Below are 26350 nucleotides of genomic sequence, written 5' to 3'. Positions count from 1 at the left end.
AGGGGGCCGGTGTCCGGCAAAGGGATCAATCCTCCGGAACGGCGCCGGCCGTGCCGCCGGCTCAGCGACGACGGCGGCGGGCCCCGGCGATCATCGCGACGACCAGCGGCAACGCGATCGAAATGATCAGCAGCCTGCCGCGGGACAGGATCAGCACGGCGATCGCGAGCACGATCGCGATCGGCACCGCGCCCGCGGTCAGGAAACGCACCAGCGCGTTGTCCTCCGACGACGCGACCGGGACGCCGGGCGCGGAAACCCCGTTGAGCAACGCGCTCGGGCGGGGCGACGGCAGGTCCTCGAACAGCGGGACGAGCTCGCTCACCCGCTTCGCCGCGGTGACCTTCGCGGAGCGGGTGCCGTACTCGTCGATGTCGAGCCGGCCGGTGCGGACGTGCTCCTCCAGAACGTCCAGGGCGTCCTGGCGTTCGTCGTCGCTCAACCGCATGTCGCCCACGGCGGGATCAGCGGCCCAGCTCGCGCCGGTAGGAGTCACGCAGCTCGCGGCGGCGCTCCCGGTCGCGCAGGTGCCGGTTCCGGCGGTCGTGGTGGCGCTGGTCGTGGTTCCAGTCGTGGCCCCACATCGACTTGCCGAACACGGTCAGCCCGATCGGGACGAAGATGATCGGCCAGGCCAGCGTGCCCGTGGCGATCAGCGCGATCGCGGCGATGAAGGCCACCGGCACGATCGCGGCGAGGAACCGCTGCGGCGGCGACCAGTTCTCGGGTGGCGCGGGCGACTGTGGCGCGGGCGCGGCCGACGGCTCGGGCGAAGCCGCGACGGCCTGGGGAACGTCCTCGTACTGCGGGTGCGGGGCCGGCAGGTCCGCGAAGATCTCGGCGAGCTCGCCGCGTGTCTTCGCCGCGGTGATCCGGGCCGAGCGTTCGCCGTATTCGTCGATGTCGATCCGCCCCGCGGTCATGTGCTCCGCAAGAGCGGACAGCGCGGACTCACGGTTCTGGTCGCTGATCCGCAGCTGCGGAGACGGGACTTCGGTCACGTAGTCGATGGTAGGCCGCCCCGGGGGCGGCCCACCACGACATCTGCAACGAACCTGGCTACTTGATCTCGAGCAGCTGTGTGCCCTGCGTCACGGCGGCGCCGACCTCGACCGAAAGCCCGGTGACGGTGCCCGCTTTGTGGGCGGTGACCGGGTTCTCCATCTTCATCGCCTCGAGGACGACGATCAGCTCACCGGCTTCGACCGTCTGGCCCTCTTCGACGGCCACCTTCACGATCGTGCCCTGCATCGGCGCCGTGACGGCGTCGCCGCTCACCGCGGCCTTGGTGCCGCCGGCGCGCTTGCGCGGCTTCGCCTTGACGGCGGTGCCGCCCCCGCCGCCGCCTTCGAGCGCGAACCCGCCCGGCAGCGACACTTCGAGGCGCCGCCCGCCGACCTCGACGACGACGTTCTGCCGCGGTTCTTCTTCGCCGGCTTCGACGTCCGGCGCCACGAACGGCTCGATCTTGTTGTCGAACTCCGTCTCGATCCAGCGCGTGTGCACGCTGAAGCCGGTTTCGTCGCCGATGAACGCGGGGTCGTCGACGATCACGCGGTCGAACGGCAGCACCGTCGCCATGCCTTCGACGACCATCTCGGCCAGTGCGCGACGGCTGCGCTCGAGAGCGTTGTTGCGGTCCGAACCGGTGACGATCAGCTTCGCCAGCATCGAGTCGAACTGCCCGCCGATCACGCTGCCCGACTCGACGCCGGAGTCGACGCGCACGCCCGGGCCGCTCGGCGCGACGAACTTCGTCACCGTGCCCGGCGCGGGCAGGAAGCCGCGGCCGGCGTCCTCGCCGTTGATGCGGAACTCGATCGAGTGGCCGCGCGGCTCGGGGTCCTCGGTGATCCGCAGCTTCTCGCCGCGCGCGATGCGGAACATCTCGCGAACCAGGTCGAGCCCGGTCGTCTCCTCCGACACCGGGTGCTCGACCTGCAGCCGCGTGTTGACCTCGAGGAAGGAGATCGTGCCGTCGACGGCGACGAGGTACTCGACCGTGCCGGCGCCGTAGTAGCCGGCTTCCTTGCAGATCGCCTTCGCGGACTCGTGGATGCGCTTGCGCTGATCGTCGGACAGGAACGGCGCGGGCGCCTCTTCGACCAGCTTCTGGTGCCGCCGCTGCAGCGAGCAGTCGCGGGTGCCGACGACGATCGCGTTGCCGTGCATGTCGGCCAGCACCTGCGCCTCGACGTGCCGCGGCTTGTCCAGGTAACGCTCGACGAAGCACTCACCGCGGCCGAAGGCGGCGACGGCCTCGCGGGTGGCCGACTCGAACAGTTCGGGGATCTCGTCGCGGGTGCGCGCGACCTTCAGGCCGCGCCCGCCACCGCCGAACGCCGCCTTGATGGCGACCGGCAGGCCGTGCTCGTCGGCGAAGGCGACGATCTCGGTGGCGTCCTTGACCGGCTCCTTCGTGCCCGGCACCAGCGGCGCGCCCGCGCGCATGGCGATGTGGCGGGCGGTGACCTTGTCGCCGAGGTCGCGGATGGCCTGCGGGCTGGGCCCGATCCAGGTCAGCCCGGCGTCGAGGACGGCCTGGGCGAAGTCCGCGTTCTCGGAGAGGAAGCCGTAGCCCGGGTGCACGGAGTCGGCGCCCGACCGCTTGGCGGCTTCGAGGAGCTTGTCGAAGTTGAGGTAGCTCTCGGCGGCCGTCGTGCCGCCCAGCGCGAAAGCTTCGTCAGCCAGGCGCACGTGAGGCGCGTCGCGGTCCGGGTCGGCGTACACCGCGACGCTGGCCAAACCGGCGTCCTTGGCGGCTCTGATGACGCGTACCGCGATTTCGCCACGGTTGGCGACCAGGATCTTGGTCACCGGACCACCCGTGGATTCGCCGACCTGCTCGGCCACCCCGCACCTCCTGCGTCCGACAGCTGCATCGCTGACCGCCCACGCGGCATTGAGGAAGTCTACGGATATGACGTCGCGAGTCTCTTGAGTGAGAGGTGAACCACGCTCAGACGTGGTGCCGCAGCTCCTCGGGCAGCGGCGAATCGAGCACGATCACGTCGTACGGGTTCGCGTTGTGCACCTTCGGCAGGTGCTCGGTGTTCACCAGCACCCACGGCTGGTGCTCGCCGCAGCAGTCGATCAGCCGGTCCAGCGCGGTGAAGGCGACCAGCGCGGTGCGGCCGTCGGGTGTGCGGCGCAGCTCGATCGACGCGCCTTCGGTTTCCGCGCTGGCCGGGCCGGTCGGCAGGTACAGGGCGGGCGGCAGGTTCGGGTTCGTCACCCGGACAACATAGACGCACACGTTCCGCTACTGGTGACCCAGTGGGGTTGAACCGGCCACATCGCGACGGGGCTGCCGACGCGCGGTCGCGAAGCGGCTTACGCTCTGTCTTATGCGGACTACGGCAGCGCGGACGCCCCGGTCGGCGCTGCTCACCGCGGTGCTGGCCGCGGTGGTGACCGTCGGCGCGATCGGTGCGGTGTTCCTGCTGCGGCCGCGGCCCGAGCCGGCCCCGGGACTGGCCGAACCCGCCGCCGCGCCGGTGCCGCCCGCGGTGACCTGCGGCGGCGGCCCGTGCCGCCAGCTCGCGGCGGTGACGGTCGGGGGCACGCCGGTGGTGCTGCTGACCGACGCGGCGGGTGGTTCGGCCCGCCTGCGCGTCGGGCCGGAGCCGGGCACCGTGTTCGAGCTGTCGATCGCCCAGCTGGGTGTGCGCCTGGACCAGAACTCGCTGCGCTGCATCGACGGCCCGGCCCCGGCCTGCCTGGTCCGCGGCGACGTCGGCGACGACGGCACGGCCGCGTACGGCGAACTGCTCGTCGGCAGCGGGGGAGTGTGGCGCGACCCGGGCAAGCCGTTCTACGCGGACGCCGGGACGCTGTCGCTCTACGACGTCACGGCCGACGCCAGCCCCGACGTGATCGTGGTCCGCCACGACTGCCCGGACTCGGCGTCCGGCACCCCGAAGTGCGCGGCAGCACCGGTGCTGGGCGAGGTGTACGACCTGGCGGGCCGGTCGGTGGGCTGCACGCGGCGGGTGACGTCGCCGTCGGACCTGCGCGGCTGGCCGGACATCCGCCTCACCCGCGCCGACCTCCGCACCTGCCCCGCCTGAGTCTCCAGCGCCCCAATGTGGCCTTCGGTGCGTTGAACGCACCCAAGGTGGCCTTCGGTGCGTTCAACGCAACCAAGGCCACATTGGGGCGCTTGGCGTCAGGCGGGGGCGGGCTCGGTGTGGCGGGCCGCGGAGCCGTCGTCGGAGTGCTCCGGGCGGTCGGTCGGGGTGTTGAGGACCTCGTCGTCGAGGAGGCCTTCGCCGCGCGCCACGATGGTCGGGACCGCGATCTGGCCCGCCACGTTCGTGGCCGTCCGCATCATGTCCATGATCGGGTTGACCGAGTAGATCAGCGCCAGGCCCAGTGCCACCTGCTTGGCGTCGAGGCCGATGAACGACGTCGTCAGCGTGAACGCCGTCAGCCAGCCCGTGGTCCCGGCGGTCGCCAGTGCACCGACCACGGCGACCAGGACGATGCCCGCGTACTGCCAGAAGTTCAGCGACACCCCGGCCAGGTTGGCGACGAAGATCGCCGCGATCGCCGGGAACACCGCCGCGCAGCCGTCCATCTTCGTCGCACTGCCGAGCGGGGTCGCGAAGGCCGCGTACGCCGGCTGGACGCCGAGGTTGACCGCGGACTGGCGGGTCAGCGGCAGCGTCGCGGCCGAGGACTGCGAGGCGAACGCGAACTGGATCGCCGTGCCCGCCTTGGCGAAGAACGTCAGCGGGCTGACCTTCGCCACGAACTGCAGCAGGGTCGGGTAGACGACGAACAGCACGACCAGGCAGCCCACGTACACCGCGAGCGTGGTGGAGAACAGCGGCCGGAACAGCGCGTCGCCGTAGTTGGCCACCGCCGCGCCGATCAGGCCGATGATGCCGATCGGGGCGAGCCGGACGATCCAGCCGAGGTAGCGCTGGATGATCTCGAACACGCTCGTCGTGAAGTCGACGAACGGCTTCGCCTTGTCACCGAGGCTGTACGCCGCGGCGCCGATCACCAGCGCGAGGAAGAGCACCTGCAGCGTCTCGCCGTCGGCAAACGCCTTCACGAAGTTCTCCGGCAGCAGCCCGTTGACGAAGGCGCTCCACGAGCCCCAGTGGTCCACGCTCTGCGCGGCCTTGTCGGCGTTCTTCGCGGTCGCTTCGACGCCGCCGAGCCCGCCGGCGCCCGGGTTGAAGATCCGGCCCACCGCGATGCCGATCAGCGAGGCGATGAACGACGTGATCGCGAACCACAGCACCGTCTTGCCGCCGAGGCGCGCGGCGGTGCGGCCGCCGCCGAGCCCGCGGAGGCTGTTGATGCCGACCACGATCGCCGTGAAGACCAGCGGGATCACCGCGATCTGGAGCAGCGTGGTGAAGATGGTGCCGATCTGGTCGAGGAGATCGGTCAGCCAGCCGGCCTCGGTCTGCCGCGCGACGACACCCAGGAGGGCGCCGACGACGAGCGAGCCGAGAACCGCGGCCGCGAACACCCGCGGCTTGGTGTATGTCCGTACAAAAGACACGGGGCGACTCCGGAGCTCGAAAGTATCTTGTCTTGCCGGGTAACGAGAACGTTAGGCAAGCGAGGACTCTTCCGGATCACCCGATGGTGTGGCGCCTTTCTCAGGATGCGGGAGGCCGCCAGAGGTCGACGACACTCACGCCGACCTCGGCCAGCAGCCGGCGCGTCAGCGGCAGGCTGATGCCGATGACGCTCGTGTGGCCGCCGTCGAGCCCTTCGACGAACCAGCCGCCCAGGCCGTCGATCGTGAAGCCGCCGGCGACGTTGAGCGGCTCGCCGCTCGCGACGTAGGCGTCGATTTCCGCCGGGCTCGGCGTGCCGAACCGGACCGTGGTCGATTCCCAGCCCGCGGCCTCCTTCGCGCGCGTCCCGCCGTCGAGCCGGACGACCGCGTGCCCGGTGAGGAGTTCACCGGATGTTCCCGCCATCGCGGCCCAGCGGTTGCGGGCGACGTCCGGCGACCCGGGCTTGCCGACCATCTGCCCGTGGATCGAAAGCATCGAATCGCAGGCGACGACGACGGCGTCCGGGTGCGCCGCGGCGACCTGGTCGATGACCGCTTCGGCCTTGGCCGCGGCGAGGGCCGCGACCAGCTCGGACGGAGACGGATCGGTCAGCGAGGCGGCGACGGCGTCCTCGTCGACGCCGGAGACGAACACGGCGGGGTCGAGGCCCGCGGAGCGCAGGAGGGCGAGCCGGGCGGGGGACTGGGAAGCGAGGACGAACTGCACGACTGAAACTTACTTGACCAGGCGGTCGTGATCGAATTGTGACCGGCGTCACCCGGAAGGGCGGCTATTTTGTTGTGGCTCGCAACTTATGGATCGACGGATCGTCACGGAGAGAACCAATGCCGCTCCTCCGCACCACGAGATCATTGCGAACCACCGCTCTGGCCGGCCTGCTGCTCGCGGGTACGGCCCTCGTCCCGATGGCGTCGGCGGCCGCGACGCCGCTCTACAAGAACCCCCGCGCTTCGGTGGCCGACCGCGTCACCGATCTTATGGCGCGGATGACGCTCGACGACAAGGTCGGGCAGATGACCCAGGGCGAACGGGGCTCCGCGACACCCGCCCAGTCCGCCGCCGCCCGGCTCGGCTCCATCCTCTCCGGTGGCGGTTCCACACCGACGCCGAACACCCCGCAAGCCTGGGCGGACATGATCGACGCCTACCAGAAGGCGGCGACGTCGACCGGTCTCGGCATCCCGATCATCTACGGCTCCGACGCCGTGCACGGCCACAACAACGTCCACGGCGCGACGGTCTTCCCGCACAACATCGGCCTCGGCGCGGCGAACAACCCGCGGCTGGTCGAGAAGATCGGCGCGATCACCGCCGAAGAAACCGCGGCCACCGGCGTCAAGTGGGCCTTCGCGCCCTGCCTGTGCGTCGCCCGTGACGACCGCTGGGGCCGCACGTACGAGTCCTTCGGCGAAGTCCCCGCCAACGCCGTCGCGAACTCACGAGTCATCAAGGGCCTGCAGGGCCGCGCACTCGGCGACACGACGTCCGTGCTGGCCACGGCCAAGCACTTCATCGGCGACGGCGGCACCACCGGCGGCGACGACCAGGGCAACACCCAGATCAGCCTGGAGGAGCTGCGGCGCATCCACCTGCCGCCGTTCCGGGCCGCGATCGACCACGGCGTCGGCTCGGTGATGATCAGCTTCAACAGCTGGAACGGCGTCAAGGACCACGGCAACAAGTTCCTCATCACCGACCTGCTCAAGGGTGAACTGGGCTTCTCCGGCTTCGTGGTCTCCGACTGGAACGGCATCGACCAGATCGACGGCCAGGAGGGGTTCACCGCCGCCGAGGTCAAGCAGTCCGTCAACGCCGGGATCGACATGATCATGGTCCCCTACGACTACCTGAAGTTCGTCAGCACGCTGAAGGCCGAAGTCCTCAACGGGAACATCCCGATGTCGCGGATCGACGACGCCAACCGGCGGATCCTCACGAAGAAGTTCGAACTCGGCCTGTTCGAGCGCCCGTACACCGACCGCTCGCTGCTGAGGGACTTCGGCAGCGCGGCGCACCGCGCGGTGGCGCGGCAGGCGGTGCGCGAGTCGCAGGTGCTGTTGAAGAACGACGGCGTGCTGCCGCTGGCCAAGCGGAACAACAAGATCTTCGTGGCCGGCAAGAACGCCAACGACCTGGGCAACCAGGCCGGCGGCTGGACGCTCACCTGGCAGGGCCAGAGCGGTGAGCGGGTGATCCCGGGCACGACGATCCTCGACGGCATCAAGGCCGGTGCCGGGAAAGGCACGGTGGTGACCTATGACCGTGCGGGTGGCGGAATCGACTCCAGCTACAAGGTCGCGGTCGCCGTGGTGGGCGAAACGCCGTACGCCGAAGGGGAGGGTGACCGCCCCGGCGGCCTCGGCCTCGACGCCGAAGACGTCGCCCTCATCGGCAAGCTGAAGGCTTCGGGCGTGCCCGTGGTCCTGGTGACCGTCTCCGGGCGGCCGCTGGACCTCGCCGCGCAGCTGCCGTCGGTCAAGGGACTGGTGGCGGCCTGGCTGCCGGGCTCGGAAGGCGCCGGCGTCGCGGACGTGCTGTACGGCGACTACAACCCGACCGGGAAGCTGAGCTTCACCTGGCCGAAGAGCTCGGCCCAGGAACCGATCAACGTCGGTGACGGCAAGCAGGGCCTGTTCCCGTACGGGTACGGCCTGTCCTACCGCCGTCACCGCTAGGCCACCGCTCCCGCGGTCCGTGCAGGCCCCCGCTCCGGTACCCGACACCGGTGCGGGGGCCTGCCCGGTTTCAGGCCGCGGCCGCTTCGGGAGCGGGGGACGGGGTCGGCCGGCGGGGCTTCACCCGCTGCATCACCGCCGCCGAAACCACCCCGAGCAGGAGCACACCCATCGGCAGCAGCATCGTCACGCGGGCCGCGTCGGTCAGTCCACTGTGGACCGCCTCGGTCGCCAGCTTCCCGGCCTGCGCGGCGATCTCCGCGGGCAGCCCCGGCATCGGCGCCGGATCGCCCGCCGAGCCGAACTCGCCGGTGCTCGCCGCCGCGTGCGCGATCCCTTCGGCGAACGGCGCCCGGTACTGCTCCGGCAGCTGAGAAGCCGCCTTCGTGGCCTCGTCCGCGATGGACGCGCTGATCCGCGCCTGCAGCAGCACGCCGATCGCCGCGCTGCCGAGCACCCCGCCGACCTGGCGCGCGGTGTTGAAGATGCCGGACGCGGTGCCGGTCAGCCGCGGCTCGACCGAGCCCATCGTCAGGTTGCTCATCGGCGAGAAGATGCAGCCGATGCCGAGCCCGCACACCAGCAGGGCCGGGACGAACGTCCACGGGTTGCTGTCCGGCGCCGCCTGCAGCGCGATGATCCCGAGCCCGGCCGCGAGCGCCGCCAGGCCGAACATCACCAGGTACTTGCCGTTCACCTTGTCCGACGCGCGCCCGACGAACGGCGCCACGATCCCCGACAGCAGCGACATCGGCGCGGTGAGCAGGCCGCCCATGGTCGGGCTCAGCCCGAGCACCGACTGGATGTAGATGACCAGCGGCAGGAACATGCCGGTCATCGCGAAGCCGACGGTGGCCGCGGTGAGCGTCCCGGCCGAGAAGTTCCGGTTCGAGAACACCTGCAGCGGCAGCAGGGGCTCGCGCTTGTTGAACCGCTGCCACACCACGAAGGCGACGAGCAGCGCCACGCCGGCGCCGATGATCTCGAACACCGTGATGCCGCCGAAGACCGTGCCCCAGTCGTACTGCTGCCCGTTCTGGACGCCGAACACGATGCAGAGCAGCGCCGCGCTGGAGAGCACGATCCCCAGCAGGTCGAACGAGTGCGAGTGCTTCGGCTGCCAGTCCGGCACCAGCAGCAGCGCGAGCACGACGGCGATCACGCCGATCGGCACGTTGACGTAGAAGATCCACTCCCAGCCGAGGTGGTCGACCAGCACGCCGCCGAGCAGCGGCCCCGCGATGGTCGCCAGCCCGGCGACCCCGCCCCACATGCCCATCGCCGGGCCGCGCTTGGCCGGCGGGAACAGGTGCGTGATGAACGCCAGCGTCTGCGGCGTCATCAGCGCGGCGCCGAGCCCCTGCACGGCCCGCGCCGCGATCAGCATCTCGACGTTGCCCGACAGGCCGCACCACAGCGACGCGCCGGTGAACACGACGAGCCCGGCGAGGAACACGCGCTTCGGGCCGAAGCGGTCGCCGAGCCGGCTGGTGAACAGCATCGGCACGGCGTAGGTGAGCAGGTAGACGCTGATCACCCAGACGATCGAGTTCAGCCCGGCGTTCAGCTCACGCAGCATGGTCGGGATCGCGATCGACACGATCGTCGTGTCGAGCAGGATCATGAAGAAGCCGAGGCACAGCGCGCCCAGCGCGGCCCACGGATTAGCTTGTCTGGCGTTCATCGTCGTCTTTCCTGGTGATGAGCGTGAGCTTGGGTGGTTGGTGGTCCTGGAACGGGATCCGCCCGGAGCGCAGGTCCTCGACGAGGCGTTCGGTCCACTCGAGTTCGAACAACCGGTGGTCACAGCTGTAGCGCCAGTCGAGCCAGTAGATCTCCGGCGTCTTTTCCTCGGCGAGGTGCTGCAGCACGGCCTGGTCCGAGGCCACCGCGGCACGCAGCCGCATGAGCCGGGTTTCGAGCTCGTTCAGCGTCGCCTCGCGCCCCAGTTCGTCGATCACGGCGAGCCCGGACAGGTAGGCGGGGAACTCCGTGGCGACGTCCCCCAGGAGTTCGCGGCCACGCCGGTTGAACTCGTCCAGCCCGGTCTGGGTCATGCCGTAGACGGTCCGTTCGGGCCGCCTGCCGTCGCGCTGGGTGTCGACGACCTCGATGAAACCGCTGCGGTGCAGCCGTTCCACGGTGTGGTAGAGCGAGCCCGCCTTCACGTTGACCCGGGTGTCGACGTACCGCTCGCGCATCAGCGTGGTCATCTCGTACGGGTGCATGGGCTTCTCGTGCAGCAGTTCCAGCACGGCGATGCCGAGTGGCGTCAGCTTGGCCGAGGCCATGGCCAGATCCCTCCATGTCGTTTATTCCACGTGGACTATACGACGTGGGCTAGCGACGGGTCCACGGTCATTCCTGTGACCGTCCACGCACCGCGTGAAGGCCCCCATGCTCCCGGCATGAGGGCCTTCACGGCGTCTTTTCAGAAGGGCCAGTCGGCGTTCCGGCCCCGCTCGAGCAGCGGGATCATCCGGAACGCCTGGTCGGTGAGCCCGCCGAACGTGTGCCGGTGCGCGCCGCCGGACGGCGCGTGGCCGGCCCGGTAACCCGCCAGGTTCCAGGTGTACAGCGGCACGTGCGCGGGCAGCGCCTGCCCGACGTCACCGTGCGCGGCCTGCTCGTCGGTGAGGATCACGACGCGGTCGTGGTGCGCGAAGTGCTTCTTCACCGCGCCCGCCGTGTCGGTGCCGCCGCCGATGAAGTACCCGCCGGACTTCCAGCGCTCGACGTCATCCAGCAGCGACCCGCCCCGGCGCAGCTTGAACGCCTTGGTGCCCTGACGGCGGTCCCAGTAGCCGTCCGAGAACGACACGACGTCGGCCTTCGCGCAGCGCCGGCCGAGCGCCAGGCCGAACACCGCGGCCGCGTCCCAGCGCATGAGGCTGCCGTCCTTGCCGAACCGGTCGTTCATCGACGCCGACGTGTCGACGAGGACGAGCGTCCGGCCGGCCAGCACGGGCACGTTGGCGAGCGCGTGCCCGATCGCCCGCTCGAGCGCCCACGCCCACCGCAGCGACGGCGCCGCCCGGTAGGCGGCCAGGAACCGCATCGGCAGCTGCCGCGACCTGGCGACCTGTGTGCGATCGGCGAGCCGCTCGGCAACCCGCTGCGCGACGTCGTCCGAGACGCCGGCCTCGTCGAAGTTGCGGAGGTTTCGCAAGAGGGCCATGAAGCCCATCGACGGGATCAGCGCCTCCCAGACACGCGCGTCCAGGGGGCCCTGCAGCCACCCGGCGACGGACTCCCACGTCATGCCCGCGGCGCGGAGCACGTCCGCGGCATCGGGCCGAGCGAACAGTTCACGACGGCGGCCGACGTCCCAGGACAGCAACTCGGCGCGGGCGCGCAGGGTGGTGAGGGAGTCCGGGATCGCGTTGCCGCAGGCGTGCCGCTCGTCGAGGATGTGCTTGAACAGCTCGCCCCCGCCTGCCGGGTGGGTCAGCTCGAGGACGTCGGCGAACCGGAACGCCCGCGCGGCGGAGTCCCACTTGACGAAGGACCGCTCGTCGTAGAGCTTCACCGCGGCATCGGCGACACCGCGCTTGACGGGCTTCGGAATGGCGCGGCCGTGCACGGACGTCCAGTAGGCGAGCAGCTCACCGGGCTCGTCGGCGCGCTGCAGCACATCGGCGACGACCTGACGGCTCACGCCGTCGAGACCGGCGTCCCGCCGCGCCTTGGCGAACTCGGCGGCACCGACGAGCGACGCCGTCCGCAGGTGCGCGCCGGAGCGCAGCCAGCGCAGGAACCGTGCGGTCCACTGTGGATCATCCAAGGTGGACTGGCGGATCAGCTCGGCGTACCGGGTGTCGCGCGTGCCGGCGGACTCGTAGAAGGTGTGCTCGCCGACCATGTTGGTGACGGCGAGCAGGAAGAGCGCGGACTTGGTGTCGCGCGCGTAGCCGGCCCCGCCCTGGTGGGTGACGGTGGACGGCGTGGCCTCGCCGCGGACCGGAGAGGTCGCGGCGGGCGCTCGTGCGGTGTTGAACTTGCTCATTTCTCCCCCCATGGTTGTTCGGGGAGCCACGGCCACAGCGATGCCCGAGATCGAAGTCGGTGAAGGTACGGTTGCTGCTCTAGGCCGCTGAGCTACCGGACCGGGTGGTGGTCCGGGAGGGATTCGAACCCCCGACCTGCCCATTCGGAGTGGAAGTAACCCTCGCCTGCGCACCGGGCATCGGTGAAGCCGTGGCTCCCGAGATCTTCGCTGCCCGCGGGGTCTCGTTTACAGCAAGAAGTAACCGCGGGCGTCGCACCGGGAGTGCGTGGTCCACGTTAACGCCCAGGCCGCGGTGGGCAAACCGAATTTCCGCGGAGGTGCCCCGGGGGACGCGCGCAGGTAGTTCGTATCAAGAACTATATGTGCTATGTTCGTAGTACGAACTAACCGGGAGGAATCATGGTGCACTTCGGTATCGGCGTCTCGACAGCGGTCGCCGCCGTCCCCGACACCCTGAAGCTGGCCGTCCAGGCTGACCGGGCAGGCCGTTCGCGCCTTCGAGGAGGGGATCCGGCTGGTGAAGCTGCTCGGCGGGGGTGGTGAGCCGGTCACCTTCGACGGCGAGTTCTACCAGGTCACGAACCTGGAGCCGGCCGGCGAAGAGATGCCTCCCGTGTGGACCGGGTCGGTCGGGCCGAAGTCACTGGCCGTCACCGGGCGGGTGGCCGACGGGTGGATGCCCGGGCACGCCGCCGACTGGCTCAGCGAGCGGTACCGCACCTCCCGCCCGGTGATCGACGAGGCCGCGGTGGACGCCGGGCGGGATCCCGCCGAGATCGCCACCGTCTACAACTTCCCGGGCCGCATCACGGCGGCGCCGCTGGCGAAGACCCGCGCCGGCGACGGCCGCTGGATCGGCGGCTCGCCGGACCAGTGGATCGAGGAGTTGACCGGCGCGGTGCTGGAGCACGACGCCGCCGGGTTCGTGCTCTTCGGGCCCGGCGGCAGCACGCCCGACGAGGCCGCCACCGCGCGGTGGGCCGAGGAGATCGTGCCCGCCGTGCGGGCGGCCGTCGGGAAGTAGGCTGGCGCGATGGGGAAGAGCGGGGCGGACCTCGGTGTGGTGGCCGGGCTCGTGCGGGCGTCGTTCCTGGTGAACGCCGTCTACGCCGAGTCCGCCCGCGAGTACGGGCTCACCGTGCAGCAGGGCCAGCTGCTGTGCGTGCTGATGGGCCGTCCCTACGGCATGGGCGACCTGGGCGCGACACTCGGCCTCGAGAAGTCGAGCCTCACCGGCCTGGTCGACCGCGCGGTCCGGCGCGGGCTCGTGCGCCGCGAACCCGACCCGGACGACCGCCGGGCCGTCCACGTCCTCCTGACCGGCGAAGGTCACGAGCTCGCGGAGGACTTCTACGTGGCGACGTGCCGCCGGGTCGACGAGCTGGCGGCCAGCCTGAGCACGCCGGACCGCGACCGGCTCGCGGCGCTGCTGGGCACGATCGTGCGGGAGAACGAAGCCCCGACGGTCTTCCTCGACGCCCTTCAGCCCTGAGGCAGACCCGAAGCGCGCCAAGCACCTTCGCCGGGGTGAAGCGGCCTGCGCAGCGAAGCTGCGTGATCACCCCACCACGACGAACGCGGCTTCGGCTTCTCCGGTGTCTTCGCGGTCGTCGCGGTCGTCGCCGCGGCGACGACCGCCGTCAGCGCCGCCAGCTCGGCGTCGCTCGGGTTGCCGCGGACCACCCTCAGCAGGGGACGGCTTTCCTCGCTCACAGCGGGATGTTCCCGTGCTTCTTGGGCGGGAGCGATTCCCGCTTGTTCCGCAGCAGGGACAGCGCCCGTGCGACGTGCCCGCGGGTGTGCGCCGGCACGATCACCGAGTCGACGTACCCCCGCTCGGCCGCCGCGTACGGGTTCAGCAGGGTGTCCTCGTACTCCTGGATCAGCTCGGCGCGCAGCGCGTCGACGTCCTGGCCTTCGGAAGCCGCCTTCGCGAGGGTCTTGCGGTGGACGATGTTCGCCGCGCCCTGGGCGCCCATCACCGCGACCTGGGCGGTCGGCCAGGCCAGGTTGATGTCGGCGCCGAGGTGCTTCGAGCCCATGACGTCGTACGCGCCGCCGTAGGCCTTGCGCGTGATCACCGTGACCAGCGGGACCGTCGCCTCCGCGTAGGCGTAGATCAGCTTCGCGCCGCGGCGGATGATGCCGTTCCACTCCTGGTCGGTGCCCGGGAGGAAGCCCGGGACGTCGACGAAGGTGAGCACCGGGATGTTGAACGCGTCGCAGGTGCGGACGAACCGCGCGGCCTTCTCGGACGCGTCGATGTCGAGGCAGCCGGCGAACTGCGTCGGCTGGTTGGCCACGACGCCGACGCTGTGGCCGTCGACGCGGCCGAAGCCGACGATGATGTTCGGCGCGAACAGCTCGTGGACCTCGAGGAAGTCGCCGTCGTCGACGACGCGGTTGATCACCTCGTGCATGTCGTACGGGGTGTTCGGCGAGTCCGGGATGATCGTGTCCAGCTCGCGGTCGGAGTCGGTGACGTCCTCGAAGAAGCCGGGCGGGTTGTCCGACACTTCGAACACCGGTGCGTCGGACAGGTTGTTCTGCGGCAGGTAGGAGAGCAGTTCCTTGACGTAGGCGATGGCGTCCTCGTCGTCGGAGCCCAGGTAGTGCGCGACGCCGGACTTCGTGTTGTGGGTGCGGCCGCCGCCGAGCTCCTCGAAGGTGACGTCTTCGCCGGTGACCGTCTTGACGACGTCCGGGCCGGTGATGAACATCTGCGACGTCTCGTCGACCATCACGACGAAGTCGGTCAGCGCGGGGGAATAGACGTGCCCGCCCGCGTTCGCGCCCATGATCAGCGAGATCTGCGGGATGACGCCGGACGCCTTGACGTTGCGGTTGAAGATCTCGCCGTAGAGGCCGAGCGAGACGACGCCCTCCTGGATGCGCGCGCCGCCGCCCTCGTTGATGCCGATGATCGGACGGCCGGTCTTGATCGCCAGGTCCATCACCTTGACGATCTTCTCGCCGTAGACCTCGCCGAGGCTGCCGCCGAAGACGGTGACGTCCTGGCTGAACACGCACACCGGACGGCCGTCGACGGTGCCGTAGCCGGTGACGACGCCGTCGCCGTACGGGCGGTTCTTCTCCTGGCCGAAGTTGGTCGAGCGGTGCCGGGCCAGCTCGTCGAGTTCGACGAACGAGTTCTCGTCGAGCAGCAGCTCGATCCGCTCGCGCGCGGTTTTCTTGCCCTTGGCGTGCTGCTTCTCCACCGCACGGGCCGAGCCGGCGTGCACCGCCTCGTCGTACCGGCGGTACAGGTCGGCCAGCTTGCCGGCCGTGGTGTGGATGTCCGGTTCGTCCTCGGGCGGCGTCCCGAGCGGCTCCGTCGCACTGCTCATGCCACGGGAGCTTAGCTACTTGCCGGTCACTTCGCGTGTGGCGTAGGCAACGTCCACGGGTTCCCCGGTGACGGCGTCGAGGTAGGTGACGCGCAGGTAGGCGATCTTCGTGCCCGGGATCACCACGCGGCGCCAGTCCTCGCCGATGACCTTCTTTCCTTGGTCGTTCTCGCAGGTCAAGGCGTCGCCTTCGAGGACCAGCTCACGCTCGGCCTGCGGGCCCGAGGGGGTGTACGAGCGGACGTACCCGTAGAACGACGTGCCGTTCTCCAGCTGGGCGTGCGCCCATGCGCGGCTCCCTTTCGGCCGGTCCGCGCGCAACGCCTGGGCCCACGCCGAGCGCTGCTGCACCGTGGCCGCTTCGCCTCGCCGGCGGGCGAAGAACGCCTCGAATCCCGTCGCGAGCGCGCACGCCACGGCCAGCTCGACCGCGACGCTGACGACGATCAGCGTCAGGTGCTCACGCGCGTAGGCCCCGCCGCGGGCCAGCCAGTCGGCCGGGCTGACGAACAACCGGGCACCGGTCGCCTGCACCGCCGTCATGAGCAGCACGGACACCAGCGTGAAGACGAGACTGCCCAGTGCGACGCGGGAAGCTTCGCGGAACGCCGTCTCCTGGTGCCGGCCGCGGCGGCGTTCGCGGCGCAGCTCGAACACGATGCCCGGCGCGACGAGCGCCAGGAACGCGGCCAGGGCACCGAGGGTCTGGGGGATCACCACGGCTCAGCCGGTCGGGCCGCCGCGCCGGGGCGGGGGACCGTCCTCGGAGTCGAGTTCGGGCTTCGGCGTGTACGGGCCGCCGGGCGGGGGATCGCCGACCGGCGATCCCCAGTCTTCGTCCGCCGGCTCTTCCGGGACGCGGTCGTCCGGCCAAGGCGTGCTCATCGGGTTCCCCTCTTGATCGGCCGCTCCACCTTACTCAGGACGCCGTCGGCCGGACCAGCCCGGATTCGTACGCGGCGATCACCAGCTGCGCCCGGTCGCGGGCCGCCAGCTTGTGCAGCAGGCGGCCGATGTGGGTCTTCACCGTGGCGATGCCCAGGTGCAGGCGGGCCGCGATCTCGTCGTTCGACAACCCCCGCGCGATCAGCGTCAGGACCTCCTGCTCGCGGGCCGTCACGCCGTCGAGCCGGGTCACCGGGCCCGACGGCAGCCGCGCGAACTCCGCCACCAGTCGCCGGGTCACCGAGGGCGCCAGCAGTGCGTCGCCGGACGCCACGACCTCGATCGCCGCCAAGAGGTCTGCCGGGCGGGTGTCCTTGAGGAGGAAGCCGCTCGCGCCCGCGCGCAGGGCCGAGTAGACGTACTCGTCGAGGTCGAACGTGGTCAGCATCAGCACCCGGACGTCGGTCTCCGCGCAGATCCGGCGGGTGGCTTCGATGCCGTCCATCTCGGGCATCCGGACGTCCATGAGCACGACGTCCGGCCGCTCGACGCGGGTCAGGGCCACGGCCTCGGCGCCGTCGGACGCTTCGCCGACGACCTCGAGGCCGGGTGCGCTGTCGACCAGCACCCGGAAGCTCCCGCGCAGCAGCGCTTGGTCGTCGGCGATCAGGACGCGGGTCATCGGGCGGTCACCGTTTCTTCGTAGGGCAGCCGCGCGAACACGCGGAAGCCGGTTTCGGCGGGCGCCGCGGAGAACTCCCCCGCGTAGACCGCGACGCGTTCGCGCATCCCGATCAGCCCGTGGCCGGGGACGGCCTCGCCGCCGCGGCCGTCGTCGAGCACCTCGATGGTCACCTCGCCGTCGCCGCCGGTGACGTGGATCCGGCACTTCGCCGCGGCCGCGTGCTTGACCACGTTGGTCAGTGCCTCCTGGACGATCCGGTACACCGACTGGCCGACGCCGCTCGGCAGTTCGGTGAGGCCGTCGACGACCAGGTCGACGGCGGGCCCCGCTTGCTGCGCGCGTTCGACGAGCGCCCGCAGGTCGTCGAGCGACGGGGCGGGCGCCAGCGCCGGGACGCCGGTGCCGTCGCGCAGCACGCCGAGCATGCGCCGCAGCTCGGCCAGGGTCTCGCGGCTGGTGTCTTCGATGACGCGCAGCGCATCGCGGGCCTGGTCGGGTTGTTCGAGGGCGACGTGGTTGCCGACCGCCGCCTTGACCGCGATCAGGCTCATGCTGTGCGCGACGACGTCGTGCATTTCGCGGGCGATCCGCAGCCGTTCCGCCGAAACCGCTTGCTGGGCATGGGTTTCCCGCTCGATCGCGGCGTGCTCGCGGCGGCCGTGGACGGCGATGCCGAGCGCGAACCCGACGATCAGCGCCGACACACCGAAGTTGACCGTCGTCGCCGTGCTCGGGTTCGGCACCGCGATGCCGATCACGCCGACGCCGACGAGCCCGGCCGCGAAGCCGACCCGAGCGGCCCGGCTGCCGTGGGCCACCACGAAGGTGAACAGTGCACAGCCCGCCGCCACGACGGCGATCGCCAGCACCGGCCCGCCGATCGGCACCGCCGCCGCGGTCGTCACCAGCGACAGGATGTAGGCGGGGCGCGGCCACCAGCGCCGCAGCACGATCGGCACGACGCTCAACACGAGAATGGCCCAGCCGAGCCAGGTGGGCAGCCACGGCGGCAGCGACCACGCGCCGGCGGCGAGGTTGCCGCCGGCCCCCAGGGTCAGCACCAGGACGGCCAGGACGTCCAAGACGACGCGAATGCGCATGATCAGACCGTAATGCGGCCATCCCGCCCGCGCGTCAACCTTGGGTCGGATGCTCCGCGTAATGCTTCTGCACGGCTTCGACGCGGTCGGGCGGCCAGGCGGGCAGGTCGACGCCGTGGCCGGCGGCGAACAGCCTGTCCAGCTGCTCGTGCCGCCGGGCCAGCTGCGCCGGGACGTCGTCCCCGGCCGCCTCGGTGAACTCGACGCGGGTGCCTTCGAGCGGATCGTGGACCAGCTCCCAGCCGGGTTCGTCCGGGAGCAGCGGCCGGAGCTCGGCCGCCGGCTTCCAGCCGAGGTCGCGGCGGAAGCGGATCGTGCCGTCTTCGCGGACTTCGCCGTCGGCCAGCCCGAATTCCTCCACATAGGACGTCATCCGCTCGTGCCACTCCGGCGGTTGCTCGAAGTCCCGGCCGTCCAGGCGTGCGGCGAGCGCGTCGAGGCAGCTGTCCCAGCCGGCGGCGGTGCGGCCGGCGGCGAGCTTCGCGATCGCCGGGTCGCCGCGGCCGAAGGTGTGGGTGAACTCCAGGATGCTGCCCTCGCCGTCGGGGGAGATCAGCCAGCGCAGCGTGTCGTCGTTCCAGACGAAGGTGAACTCGCGCGGCGGGTCGGCGGTGACGACCCGCCCGGAGGTCGAGCTGTCCTCGCCGGGGAAGGTGAACCGGATCGCGCCGCCGTCCCGCAGTTCGACGTCGACCTTCGCGGGGAACCAGTGCTCGAGCTCCGCCGGGTCCGTGATCGCCCGCCAGACCTTCTCGGGCGCGTGCTTCAGACGGCGTTCCAGCCGGAGCACCGGGCGCTCACCGACGGTCTGCAGCTTCGCTCGTCCGGACACGTGCCCTCCCGTGGGTTGCCTGTGCCGGTATATAACCACCGCGGAATATACGCGTCAAGCGCCGCGGACGGCGGCGACGGCGGCGGCGAGTTCCGGGTCGCCGGCGGCCTTGTCGAGCGCGGTCCGCAGCACCGCGCAGTACGTCGGCTCGGTCTCGGCGTACCGCTTGCGGCCGGCGTCGGTGATCACCGAGTAGACGCCGCGGCGGTCGTCTTCGCACAGGTCGCGGAGGGTCAGGCCGGCGTCTTCGAGGCGGGCGCACATCCGGCTGACCGAGCTCTGGTTGAGGCCGATCGCGTCGGCGAGTTCCTGCATCCGCAGGCCGCCGCGGGGACCCTCGACGAGCTTGCCGAGCGCGCGGTACTCGGACAGGCCGAGCCCGTGGCGCCGCTGGAGGGCTTTGGCGAGTTCCTGCTCGATCCGGGCGTGCAGTACCAGAACGCGGCCCCAAGCCTGTTCGTCGACGGTCATCTTCCGGCCTCCTCTTGACTCCAGGATAGTCCAGGGACAGTATTTATATGTACATGCAAGTACATCGAGAGGGCAGACATGAGCGATCGCAGTTTCCTGTTCCTGGTGGGCGCCGCGCGGGCCGGGGGCAACACCGAAATGCTGGCCCGGCGAGCGGCCAAGGAACTGCCCGGCGACGTCGAACAGCGGTGGATCCGGCTGCCGGAGGTGCCGCTGCCGCCGTTCGAGGACCGCCGCCACGGCGCCGGCGAACACCCGCCGCCGGGGGAGAACGAACAGCTGCTGATGGACGCCACGTTCGCCGCGACGGACATCGTGATCGCGTCGCCGGTGTACTGGTATTCGGTTTCGGCGAGCGTGAAGCTCTACCTCGACTACTGGTCGGGCTGGATGCGGCTGCCGGTGGAGTTCAAGCCGCGCATGCGCGGCAAGACGCTGTGGGGCGTGAGCGTCCTGAGCGAGACCGCGCGCGAGGCCCAGCCGCTGATCGGCACGCTGGAACTGTGCGCGGAGTACCTGGGGATGAACTGGGGCGGGGTGCTGCTCGGCAACGGCAGCCGCCCGGGTGACGTGCTCCTGGACGCCGACGCGACGGCGGCCGCGCAGACGTTCTTCGGCGCAACCGCGATCACGCCGAAGCCACATGCGGTGGCGCCGGCGTGACGCCGCGGCGCTTCGCGATGCCGGCCATGTTCTCCTCGCCCCAGTCGCCCAGCGGCAGCAATGCCGTGTTGAGCCGCTGGCCCAGCCCGGTCAGCGAGTACTCGACCTTCGGCGGGACTTCGTGGAACACCTCGCGGTGCACGATCTCATCCGCCTCCAGCTCCCGCAGGGCCTGGATCAGCATCTTCTCGCTGATCCCCGCCACCTTCCGCTTCAGCTCGCCGAACCGCAGCGGCTCGGCGTGCAGTGCCCAGAGGATCAGGGCCTTCCACCGGCCGCCGATGACGTCGACGGCCGCGTCCAAACCGCAGCGGTACGTTCGAGGCTGCATCCAGGATCCTTACGTTTTGGTGGGTACCTGACTTATTAGTCGGTACTTGTCCAGTGTAAAGCGTGCCCGCAGCATGGAAGCCATGGGAGAAAGCAAGAAACAGGTGGGCGTGCTCGGCCTGGGGCGGATGGGCGCCGCCCTCGCCGGGGCGCTGCTGGGGGCGGGCCACGACGTCGTGGTGTGGAACCGGTCGCCGCTCAAGGCGGGACCGCTGCTCGACCGCGGCGCCCGGCTCGCGGCAACGCCGGCGGAAGCGGCTTCGGCCGGTGTCGTCCTCAGCTGTCTGTCCACATACGACACTCAGCAGCCGGTGCTCGACGCGGCGGCGCTGTCCGGCCGGACGCTGGTCAACCTCACGTCCGGGACGCCGGAGCAGGCGCGTGGCGTCGCGAAGTGGGCCGCCTCCGAGGGCGTCGAGTACGTGGACGGCGTGATCATGGCCGTGCCGCAGGGAATCGGGACGCCGGTGGCCCAGATCCTCTACGGCGGCTCCGAACCGGCGTTCGCGGCGCAGCGCGACGTGCTGGAAGTGCTCGGGACGCCGGTGTTCCTCGGCGAGGACGCCGGGCTGGCGGCGCTGTACGACCTGGCGCTGCTCGGCATGATGTGGTCGACCATGGCCGGCTACCTGCACGCGCTCGCGCTCGTCGGGACCGAGGGTGTCACGCCGGAGCAGTTCACGCCGATGGCGTCGGCGTGGCACTCGGCTGTCGGCGGGTTCCTGCCGGGCATCGGCGAGCAGGTCGCCAGCGGGGAATACGCCACCGATGTGTCCGCTTTGGACATCAACGCCGCGGGGCTCGCCATGCTGGTGGAGACGAGCCGCGCGCAGGGGATCGGCACGGCGGTGCCCGCCGTGCTGCGGGAGTTGTTCGACCGCGCGGTCGCCGCGGGCCACGGCTCGCACGCGATCGCCAGTGTCATCGAGGAGATCCGGTGAAGTACCTGGGAAAGAAGGCCGTCGTCACCGGCGGCACGCACGGCATGGGGCTGGCGGTGGTGCGCGCCCTGCTCGACGGCGGCGCGGAGGTGCTGCTGACCGGCCGGGACGTCTCGCCGCTGGAAGGAACGCTGCCGGGCAAGGCGCACCTGCTGTCGTCGGATGCCGCTCGCCTGGACGACGTCGCCGAGCTGGGCGCGGTGGCCGCGGACCGGCTCGGCGAGGTGGACCTGGTGTTCGTCAACGTCGGGTTCTCGACGCTGACGCCGTACGAAGACGCGACGCCCGAGCTCTACGACCGGACGTTCGACGTCAACACCAAGGGCGCGTACTTCACGGCGCGGCGGCTCGCCCCGCTGGTCCGGCCCGGTGGCTCGTTCGTCTTCACGACGTCGGTCGCGGCCGAGGCGGGGATCGCCGGGATGGGCCTGTATTCGGCGGCGAAGGCGGCGGTGCGCTCGTTCGCCCGCACGTACGCGGCCGAGCTCGCACCGCGCGGGATCCGGGTCAACGTGGTCAGCCCCGGCTACACCGACACGCCGTCGATGGGCGTGTCCGGCGTACCGGAGTCCGTCTTGGCGGAGTTCAAGGCGATCGGCGACGAGATCACGCCGTTGAAGCGCCACGCCACCGTCGAGGAGGTCGCGGCGGCGGTGCTGTTCCTGGCCTTCGACGCGACGTTCACCACCGGCGCCGACCTCCCCGTGGACGGTGGCCTCGGCCAGCGCCTCACCTTGCCCGCGTGAGGTGCACGCCCAGGCCGGCGCCTCCCGGTGAGCGGTCGGGGCGCAGGACGAGATCGTCGTCGTAATCGCCGCCGTTCTGCGTGCGGAACGGGATGGGCTCCGCGGTTCCGAGCGTCCGCAGGCGTTCGCGAAGCAGGTCTCGCGCTGCGGCGAACTCGCCGTCCGGCAGACGGTCGGCGCCGTGGACCGCGACCGGCGGCAGCACCGACATCCCGGTGTAGAAGAGCGTTCCGTGGTGCAGCGGGAAGAGGACGTCGTCCAGCGCGCCGTTCACCCCGCGCGGCCCCATGGACGGCTCGCGGGCACCCGCGGTGAGCACCACCATCGCGCGTTTGCCCGCGAGCCGTCCCTCGCCGTAGCGCAGGGTCCGGCCGTCCTCGGCCTGGACGCCGTACCCGAAGCCCTTCACGAAGACGCGGTCGAACCAGCCCTTGAGGATCGCCGGCAGGCCGTACCACCACAGCGGGAACTGCACGACGACCGCGTCCGCCCACCGGAGTTTGTCCTGCTCGGCCACGATGTCCGCGCTCAGCTCGCCGCGCGCGTGCGCCCGGGCCGACGTCGCCCCGACGACCAGCCGGCCGTCCCCGGCTTCGGCGCCGAAGTCCGCGGCGTCGACCACCGGGTTCCATTTCATCGCGTACAGATCCGATTGCCGGACGTCGTGACCGAGCTCCCGCAGCGTCCGGAGCCCGTCGTCGCGGAGGGCCCCGCTCAGCGAGCGCGGCTCGGGATGCGCGAATACCCACAACACGTTCATGCCTCGATGATCACGTGGCCGCGTGGCTCGATCGAGTGGCCTGATGGCCATCATGTGCAAGAATCGAGCCATGGCCGAATTCTTGCACCCGGACCGCCACCACGTTGCCGTCCTGGTCCGCCACGGCATGCTGGTGATGGAACTCGGCATCGTCCACCGCCTGTTCGGCCAGGCCCGCTCGGCGGCAGGCGAGCCGCTGTACGAGGTCGTCACCTGCACGCTCGAGCCGGGGCTGGTGCGCACCGACGCGGACGTCGCCTTCCCGGTCGACCGCGGCCCCGAGGTGCTGGCCGAGGCCGACACGGTGATCGTCCCGGCGTCCCTGGTCGAGTACGAGCCGATGGCGCGCGTGCTGACCCCGCCGCTCAAAGCCGCTCTCGACCGCATTCCGCCGGACGCGCGCATCGCGTCGATCTGCACCGGCGCGTTCGTGCTCGCCGCGGCCGGCCTGCTCGACGGCCGCCGCGCCACCACCCACTGGCGCTCCGCGGAGGAGCTGCAGGACCGGTTCCCGGAGGTCGACGTCGACCCGTGCGTCCTCTACACCGACGACGGCGACGTGCTGACGTCGGCGGGCGTGGCCGCCGGGATCGACCTGGTCCTGCACATGATCCGCCGCGACCACGGCGCGGCGGTGGCCAACGAAGTCGCCCGCGGCACGGTCGTGTCCCCGCACCGCGAAGGCGGCCAGGCCCAGTTCGTCCGGCGGCCGGTGCCCGAGCCCCGCACGTCGTCGACCAAGGCGGCCCGGGCGTGGGCGCTGGAGAACCTGCACCGGCCGCTGACCCTGCGCGAGCTCGCCGCCCGCGAGGCGATGAGCACGCGGACGTTCACCCGCCGCTTCCGCGAAGAGGTCGGCATTTCGGCGTTGCAGTGGCTGACCCAGCAACGGATCGAGCGCGCCCGCCAGCTCCTCGAGGAGACAGATCTGCCGGTCGACCGCGTCGCCACCGAAGCCGGCTTCGGCACGGCGGCCTCGCTGCGGCAGCACTTCCAAGCGGCGCTGGGGGTGTCGCCGAGCGCGTACCGGTCGACGTTCCGCGGAGAGCTGGCTGTTCAGGCCGGCTAAAATTCCATTAGCGTCGGCAGGCATGGACGACTTCTACGTCAGCCAAAGCCGCTTCACCGACCCGGGCCCGCACGCGGACTGGCTCGACACCACCCCGGGCGACCTCGCCGCCCTGCGCGAAGCGGCGTCCCAGCTGGTGTTCCACTACTGGGGTGCGGGCCCGATCACGGAACACGGATTCCCGGCCGCCCGCAACGACGAGATCACCCTGCGGTACGCCACGGACATGTGGGCCCGCCTGCGCGAGCTCGACCCGGCGCCACCCGGCACGCCGCGGCCGCCGCTGCACCGGATCGTCGGCTGCTGCCGCGACTTCACCCTCCTGTTCGTCTCGATGGCACGCCACCACGGCCTGCCGGCTCGCGCCCGCGTCGGCTTCGCGAGCTACCTGACGCCCGGCTGGTACCTCGACCACGTCGTCGCCGAGGTCCGCGACGGCGACGGCTGGCGCCTGGTCGAGCCCCAGCTGTCACCCGGCTTCCGCGACCCGGTGGACGACGTGGAGTTCGACCTCCTCGACGTCCCCCGCGACCGGTTCCTGACCGGCCCCGACGCGTGGACCGCGGCCCGCTCGGGCCGGCTCGATCCGGCCCGGCTGGTCGTCTCGCCGGACCTGGAGGTGCCGTTCCTGCGGGGCATCCCGTACGCGTGGCACAACCTCGTGCTCGACCTCGCCGCGCTCAACAAGCACGAGATGCTCCAGTGGGACACCTGGGGCGCACTAGACGACACGGTTACCCTCGCCCCGGCCACCGTCGCCCGCGCCGACGACCTGGCCGAGCTGATGGCCGACGCGGACGTCGAGCAGCTGCGCGTGGCCTTCGAAGCCGCCGACGTCCGGGTGCCGCCGGTGATCCACACGGTCACCCCGCCGGGACAGCTCCCGGTCGAGGTAGTGCTTCGCTGACCTCGGCGGCGGTCCGCACGAACCGCGCGATCCGCGGATCCCGCGCCCCGGCCGGCCAGACGAGGGCCAGCGAGTACGGCGTCGCGTCGACGACCGGCCGGTAGACGACGTCGTCCCGCGAGCTCAGGTCGGCGACCGACGCCGGCAACAGCGCGATCGCCTGCCCGAGCGCGACCGTCTCCAGCAGCTGGGCGCTGTCGTGCACGATCGGCCCCGGCGTCACCGGCCCGCCGGTCACGTCCTGCCCGGACCAGTAGGCCCGGTCCGCGGCCGAGGACAGCGGCCAGCACGGCGTCGGCTGCCCGGCGAAGTCGGCGCAGGTCAGCACGGACCGGCCGGCGAGCTCGTGGCCGGACGGCAGCGCGGCCACCCGCGGCTCGCTGAACAGCACCTCGACGTCCAGACCGTGGTGGGTGCCGCCCTGGCAGCCGAGCACGGCCACGTCGGCCCGGCCGTCCCGCAGCATCTCCGCCTGTTCGCCGAACCCGCTGATCCGGACGTCGACCGGATCCGGGTGCGCATCGGCGATCCGCCGCAGCAGATCGGTCGCGACACCCGGCTTCGCGGTGACGACGAGCGCCGGCGTCCGCTGCGCCGCCCGCCGCGTGCGCCGCACCGCCGCGGTGACGGCGTCCAGCGCCTTCGCCGATTCGGTGAAGAGGACGGCGCCGGCCGGGGTCAGCGAGACGTGCCGGCTGGTGCGTTCGAAGAGCTGCACACCGAGCCGCCGCTCCATCAGCCGGATCGCACGCGACAGCGGTGGCTGCGCCATCCCGAGCCGCTCGGCGGCGCGGGAGAAGTTCAGCTCTTCGGCGACCGCGCGGAAGTACCGCAGCTCACGGACCTCGACATCGTCCATACCGGGAGAGTATCGCGGCAGAGTCCACAGGTCTTTCCCTTTCTGTTTCGCGCATGGTGGGCTTGGTGTCGATAACTCCACAAAGGACGGACACCGATGACGGAAGCACAGCACAACAAGAAGGTGGTCCTCGCCTTCCTCCGGCTGGCCTTCACCGAGAAGCGCCCGGCCGACGCCTTCGCCGAGTACGTCGGCGACGGCTACCTCCAGCACAACCCCCACGCCCCGGCGAGCGCGGAGGCCTCGGCCCGCTACCTGGCCGGTTTCGTGGCCCGGTTCCCGGAGCTCAGCCTGGACGTGCACCGGGTGATCGCCGAGGACGACCTCGTCTGCACGCACAGCCTGCTGCGCCTGACGCCCGGCTCGCGTGGCAGCGCGATCGCGGACGTGATGCGGGTGCGGGACGGCCGGATCGTCGAGCACTGGGACGTGGTGCAGGAGGTCCCGGAGACCACGGTGAGCGGCAACCCGATGATCTAGGCGAGTCGTCCCGGGATGGCGGCGCCTCCCGGGGCACCCGCCCGC

At 71.1% G+C, this 26350-nt stretch carries 30 protein-coding genes; 10 read left to right on the top strand and 20 right to left on the bottom strand.

All coding sequences use genetic code 11. The annotated features are described in order from the left end of the window. Positions 1 to 61 precede the first annotated feature (61 nt). From ACLJQE_RS12905 to ACLJQE_RS12890, 4 genes are all read right to left on the bottom strand, one after another. On the bottom strand, positions 62 to 457 hold the full coding sequence (locus ACLJQE_RS12905) for a DUF1707 domain-containing protein (RefSeq protein WP_410639424.1): 396 nt from the start codon (positions 455 to 457) through the stop codon (positions 62 to 64). A 7-nt stretch (positions 458 to 464) separates the two neighbouring features. Beyond that, on the bottom strand, positions 465 to 1001 hold the full coding sequence (locus ACLJQE_RS12900) for a DUF1707 domain-containing protein (protein WP_410639423.1): 537 nt from the start codon (positions 999 to 1001) through the stop codon (positions 465 to 467). Positions 1002 to 1059: 58 nt separating this feature from the next. Next, positions 1060 to 2853 (bottom strand): acetyl/propionyl/methylcrotonyl-CoA carboxylase subunit alpha, encoded by a 1794-nt coding sequence (locus tag ACLJQE_RS12895; RefSeq protein ID WP_410639422.1) that lies wholly within the window; start codon positions 2851 to 2853, stop codon positions 1060 to 1062. A gap of 106 nt (positions 2854 to 2959) precedes the next feature. Further along, positions 2960 to 3235: an SAV_915 family protein gene (locus ACLJQE_RS12890; protein ID WP_410639421.1), complete on the bottom strand. Its 276-nt coding sequence runs from the start codon at positions 3233 to 3235 to the stop codon at positions 2960 to 2962. A gap of 112 nt (positions 3236 to 3347) precedes the next feature. Here ACLJQE_RS12890 and ACLJQE_RS12885 point away from each other — a divergent pair, with 112 nt between their 5' ends. After that, entirely contained in the window at positions 3348 to 4070 is a 723-nt protein-coding gene (locus ACLJQE_RS12885; RefSeq protein ID WP_410639420.1) for a hypothetical protein, read from the top strand. Positions 4071 to 4168: 98 nt separating this feature from the next. On the opposite strand, the gene ACLJQE_RS12880 is transcribed toward ACLJQE_RS12885, so the two are convergent. After that, positions 4169 to 5521 carry a dicarboxylate/amino acid:cation symporter gene (locus ACLJQE_RS12880; protein ID WP_410639419.1) on the bottom strand — a complete coding sequence of 451 codons (1353 nt, stop codon included), beginning with the start codon at positions 5519 to 5521 and terminating at the stop codon, positions 4169 to 4171. A 100-nt stretch (positions 5522 to 5621) separates the two neighbouring features. After that, positions 5622 to 6251, bottom strand: a complete 630-nt coding sequence (locus tag ACLJQE_RS12875; protein WP_410639418.1) for a Maf family protein — start codon at positions 6249 to 6251, stop codon at positions 5622 to 5624. A 119-nt stretch (positions 6252 to 6370) separates the two neighbouring features. Between ACLJQE_RS12875 and ACLJQE_RS12870 the strand changes: the two genes are divergently transcribed. Beyond that, on the top strand, positions 6371 to 8221 hold the full coding sequence (locus ACLJQE_RS12870; protein WP_410639417.1) for a glycoside hydrolase family 3 protein: 1851 nt from the start codon (positions 6371 to 6373) through the stop codon (positions 8219 to 8221). Positions 8222 to 8291: 70 nt separating this feature from the next. On the opposite strand, the gene ACLJQE_RS12865 is transcribed toward ACLJQE_RS12870, so the two are convergent. From ACLJQE_RS12865 to ACLJQE_RS12855, 3 genes are all read right to left on the bottom strand, one after another. Continuing rightward, complete coding sequence (locus tag ACLJQE_RS12865; RefSeq protein ID WP_410639416.1) at positions 8292 to 9905, bottom strand: DHA2 family efflux MFS transporter permease subunit; 1614 nt, start codon at positions 9903 to 9905, stop codon at positions 8292 to 8294. After that, positions 9886 to 10512, bottom strand: coding sequence for a PadR family transcriptional regulator (locus tag ACLJQE_RS12860; RefSeq protein WP_410639415.1), 627 nt, complete (start codon positions 10510 to 10512; stop codon positions 9886 to 9888). The genes ACLJQE_RS12865 and ACLJQE_RS12860 overlap by 20 nt, the downstream gene beginning before the upstream one ends. Positions 10513 to 10652: 140 nt before the next feature. Continuing rightward, a complete protein-coding gene (locus ACLJQE_RS12855) occupies positions 10653 to 12227 on the bottom strand; it encodes a TROVE domain-containing protein (protein ID WP_410639414.1) in 1575 nt (524 codons plus the stop codon). A gap of 475 nt (positions 12228 to 12702) precedes the next feature. Here ACLJQE_RS12855 and ACLJQE_RS12850 point away from each other — a divergent pair, with 475 nt between their 5' ends. Then, positions 12703 to 13254, top strand: coding sequence for an LLM class flavin-dependent oxidoreductase (locus ACLJQE_RS12850; protein ID WP_410639785.1), 552 nt, complete (start codon positions 12703 to 12705; stop codon positions 13252 to 13254). 9 nt (positions 13255 to 13263) lie between these two features. Further along, positions 13264 to 13722: a MarR family winged helix-turn-helix transcriptional regulator gene (locus tag ACLJQE_RS12845; protein WP_410639413.1), complete on the top strand. Its 459-nt coding sequence runs from the start codon at positions 13264 to 13266 to the stop codon at positions 13720 to 13722. Here the strand turns inward: ACLJQE_RS12845 and ACLJQE_RS12840 are convergent. The 8 genes from ACLJQE_RS12840 to ACLJQE_RS12805 are packed head-to-tail and all read right to left on the bottom strand — an operon-like array spanning position 13713 to position 19550. Beyond that, on the bottom strand, positions 13713 to 13943 hold the full coding sequence (locus ACLJQE_RS12840) for an acyl-CoA carboxylase subunit epsilon (protein ID WP_410639412.1): 231 nt from the start codon (positions 13941 to 13943) through the stop codon (positions 13713 to 13715). The genes ACLJQE_RS12845 and ACLJQE_RS12840 overlap by 10 nt on opposite strands. Continuing rightward, positions 13940 to 15577: an acyl-CoA carboxylase subunit beta gene (locus ACLJQE_RS12835; RefSeq protein ID WP_410639411.1), complete on the bottom strand. Its 1638-nt coding sequence runs from the start codon at positions 15575 to 15577 to the stop codon at positions 13940 to 13942. The genes ACLJQE_RS12840 and ACLJQE_RS12835 overlap by 4 nt, the downstream gene beginning before the upstream one ends. Before the next feature lie 15 nt (positions 15578 to 15592). Next, positions 15593 to 16294, bottom strand: coding sequence for a DUF6338 family protein (locus tag ACLJQE_RS12830; RefSeq protein WP_410639410.1), 702 nt, complete (start codon positions 16292 to 16294; stop codon positions 15593 to 15595). A 6-nt stretch (positions 16295 to 16300) separates the two neighbouring features. Beyond that, complete coding sequence (locus ACLJQE_RS12825; RefSeq protein ID WP_410639409.1) at positions 16301 to 16462, bottom strand: hypothetical protein; 162 nt, start codon at positions 16460 to 16462, stop codon at positions 16301 to 16303. A 34-nt stretch (positions 16463 to 16496) separates the two neighbouring features. After that, entirely contained in the window at positions 16497 to 17144 is a 648-nt protein-coding gene (locus ACLJQE_RS12820; protein WP_410639408.1) for a response regulator, read from the bottom strand. Next, positions 17141 to 18247 carry a sensor histidine kinase gene (locus ACLJQE_RS12815; RefSeq protein WP_410639407.1) on the bottom strand — a complete coding sequence of 369 codons (1107 nt, stop codon included), beginning with the start codon at positions 18245 to 18247 and terminating at the stop codon, positions 17141 to 17143. Before ACLJQE_RS12815 ends, ACLJQE_RS12820 begins: the two co-directional genes overlap by 4 nt. Before the next feature lie 34 nt (positions 18248 to 18281). Beyond that, positions 18282 to 19079 (bottom strand): SRPBCC family protein, encoded by a 798-nt coding sequence (locus tag ACLJQE_RS12810; protein ID WP_410639406.1) that lies wholly within the window; start codon positions 19077 to 19079, stop codon positions 18282 to 18284. A gap of 54 nt (positions 19080 to 19133) precedes the next feature. After that, positions 19134 to 19550: a MarR family winged helix-turn-helix transcriptional regulator gene (locus tag ACLJQE_RS12805; protein WP_410639405.1), complete on the bottom strand. Its 417-nt coding sequence runs from the start codon at positions 19548 to 19550 to the stop codon at positions 19134 to 19136. 78 nt (positions 19551 to 19628) lie between these two features. On the opposite strand from ACLJQE_RS12805, the gene ACLJQE_RS12800 reads away from it, so the two are divergent. Further along, positions 19629 to 20213: a flavodoxin family protein gene (locus ACLJQE_RS12800; protein ID WP_410639404.1), complete on the top strand. Its 585-nt coding sequence runs from the start codon at positions 19629 to 19631 to the stop codon at positions 20211 to 20213. On the opposite strand, the gene ACLJQE_RS12795 is transcribed toward ACLJQE_RS12800, so the two are convergent. After that, complete coding sequence (locus tag ACLJQE_RS12795) at positions 20179 to 20544, bottom strand: winged helix-turn-helix transcriptional regulator (protein ID WP_410639403.1); 366 nt, start codon at positions 20542 to 20544, stop codon at positions 20179 to 20181. The genes ACLJQE_RS12800 and ACLJQE_RS12795 overlap by 35 nt on opposite strands. Before the next feature lie 82 nt (positions 20545 to 20626). Here ACLJQE_RS12795 and ACLJQE_RS12790 point away from each other — a divergent pair, with 82 nt between their 5' ends. Both ACLJQE_RS12790 and ACLJQE_RS12785 read left to right on the top strand, forming a co-directional pair. Continuing rightward, positions 20627 to 21484 (top strand): NAD(P)-dependent oxidoreductase, encoded by an 858-nt coding sequence (locus ACLJQE_RS12790; protein WP_410639402.1) that lies wholly within the window; start codon positions 20627 to 20629, stop codon positions 21482 to 21484. After that, positions 21481 to 22230: an SDR family NAD(P)-dependent oxidoreductase gene (locus ACLJQE_RS12785; RefSeq protein WP_410639401.1), complete on the top strand. Its 750-nt coding sequence runs from the start codon at positions 21481 to 21483 to the stop codon at positions 22228 to 22230. Before ACLJQE_RS12790 ends, ACLJQE_RS12785 begins: the two co-directional genes overlap by 4 nt. Here the strand turns inward: ACLJQE_RS12785 and ACLJQE_RS12780 are convergent. Next, positions 22214 to 22990, bottom strand: a complete 777-nt coding sequence (locus ACLJQE_RS12780) for an NAD(P)H-dependent oxidoreductase (RefSeq protein WP_410639400.1) — start codon at positions 22988 to 22990, stop codon at positions 22214 to 22216. The two genes, ACLJQE_RS12785 and ACLJQE_RS12780, sit on opposite strands and share 17 nt — an antisense overlap. Before the next feature lie 70 nt (positions 22991 to 23060). Between ACLJQE_RS12780 and ACLJQE_RS12775 the strand changes: the two genes are divergently transcribed. Together ACLJQE_RS12775 and ACLJQE_RS12770 are read left to right on the top strand one after the other, a co-directional pair. Next, positions 23061 to 24059 (top strand): GlxA family transcriptional regulator, encoded by a 999-nt coding sequence (locus ACLJQE_RS12775; RefSeq protein WP_410639399.1) that lies wholly within the window; start codon positions 23061 to 23063, stop codon positions 24057 to 24059. Between the two features lie 22 nt (positions 24060 to 24081). Next, positions 24082 to 24966, top strand: coding sequence for a transglutaminase domain-containing protein (locus ACLJQE_RS12770; protein ID WP_410639398.1), 885 nt, complete (start codon positions 24082 to 24084; stop codon positions 24964 to 24966). Here ACLJQE_RS12770 and ACLJQE_RS12765 read toward each other — a convergent pair. Further along, complete coding sequence (locus tag ACLJQE_RS12765) at positions 24923 to 25825, bottom strand: LysR family transcriptional regulator (protein WP_410639397.1); 903 nt, start codon at positions 25823 to 25825, stop codon at positions 24923 to 24925. The two genes, ACLJQE_RS12770 and ACLJQE_RS12765, sit on opposite strands and share 44 nt — an antisense overlap. Before the next feature lie 96 nt (positions 25826 to 25921). Here ACLJQE_RS12765 and ACLJQE_RS12760 point away from each other — a divergent pair, with 96 nt between their 5' ends. Further along, the gene (locus ACLJQE_RS12760) at positions 25922 to 26305 is read left to right on the top strand and encodes a nuclear transport factor 2 family protein (RefSeq protein WP_410639396.1); all 384 of its coding nucleotides are present in this window, start codon (positions 25922 to 25924) and stop codon (positions 26303 to 26305) included. Positions 26306 to 26350 lie beyond the last annotated feature (45 nt).

This window comes from Amycolatopsis sp. lyj-346, from assembly GCF_046548975.1.
Taxonomy (GTDB): Bacteria; Actinomycetota; Actinomycetes; order Mycobacteriales; family Pseudonocardiaceae; genus Amycolatopsis.
The sequence above is the reverse complement of the archived record's forward strand: the minus strand, read 5'-3'. Positions and strand labels throughout refer to the sequence as shown.